This window comes from Moorena sp. SIO3I6 (assembly GCF_010672095.1).
In genome coordinates this window covers 1-1,273 of sequence record NZ_JAAHHU010001442.1, presented here as the reverse complement: position 1 = coordinate 1,273, position 1,273 = coordinate 1, and the positions used below count along the sequence as shown (strand labels likewise).

2 protein-coding genes are annotated in these 1,273 nt (G+C 34.0%); one reads left to right on the top strand and one right to left on the bottom strand.

The window, feature by feature from the left end:
• Positions 1-341: 341 nt before the first annotated feature.
• Positions 342-518, bottom strand: a complete 177-nt coding sequence (locus tag F6K49_RS50105; RefSeq protein WP_293110302.1) for a hypothetical protein — start codon at positions 516-518, stop codon at positions 342-344.
• 508 nt (positions 519-1,026) lie between these two features.
• On the opposite strand from F6K49_RS50105, the gene F6K49_RS50100 reads away from it, so the two are divergent.
• A partial coding sequence (locus F6K49_RS50100) for a DEAD/DEAH box helicase family protein (RefSeq protein WP_293110305.1) occupies positions 1,027-1,273 on the top strand: 247 nt, incomplete at its 3' end.

The window sequence follows — 1,273 nt, the reverse complement described above, 5'->3', positions numbered from 1 at the left end:
AGATCTAAGTCCCCATGATTATCTTGGACTAACAATATTTCAATCCGCTGAATAGCATTTATATAGTTCATAATTACGATTTTTTTATCTTGAGATGAAATTAATAAACTTTTCTAGAGTTTATTAGTTTTTTTGACTACATATAATTCTCGATTAATTGGGGCGTTTTCAGGTATAATCGGTAATAGTTATCTCCCTCGCAATTACCGATTAATCATTCCCAAAATTAACAATCATTTATTTGTTGGGTAGTTTTTGATATTAGATATGATTAGTGTTTCATAGTTTTCAGGATATAATCATAAATTTAATAATCAATTAATTATTACAGCGGTTTTCAATTATATCAGGTACAAATTGATAATTTTTAGGAAATAGGGAATAGGGAATAGGAAATAGGAAATAGGGAATAGGAAATAGGGAATAGGGAATAGGGAATAGGGAATAGGAAATAGGGAATAGGGAATAGGGAATAGGGAATAGGGAACATAAGCAGGTACACAAAATGAATTGCACATTGTATAAAAACAAAAGCATTGCAGGGGAAGGTTTACAGAGATTTTGATTAGGCAATTAATTCTGTGTATGTGCTTAAAAAAAAAACTGTGTTACTCATAGTTATGAAAAACACTGTAGTACAAAAAAAGCTTGGGTAAATAAATTATAAAAATTATCTAATCTTAAATAAAAAGTGGATGATAAATGATAAATATTGATAGTCATAAATTTATTAATAAACCGTTATTAATTCCCGCTAAGGTATATTTGTGATCCGTAATAATTATGATTTAAGCAATTAGCCTTTAAGCAGATAGTTGTCATCCTACCCTCCGGATTTTGGGCAAGTCTTAAAACTATCTAGCGATGCAGCGCGGTCTTGGGGGTTTCCCCCATGAGCGACTGCATCAAGACAATGACTTTGGGTAATAATCTATCCATCAGTACCTATAAATGTACAAAAATTATGATGAAATTATAGATAGTATTTTTACGGATTTTTTTTTAACTGTGCCAGAAGCGTCTAAGATGCTATTTAACCTCGAAGCCCCTTTTCAAGCAACAGGGGATCAACCCCAAGCTATTTCCCAACTCACCACTTACCTCAAGGCTGGCAACCGTATCCAAACTCTACTGGGTGCTACAGGAACAGGTAAGACTTTCTCCGTGGCATCGGTAATTGAAAAAGTCGGCAAACCTACCCTAGTACTTGCCCACAACAAAACCTTGGCTGCCCAGTTATGTAACGAATTGCGGGGGTTTTTTCCCCATAACG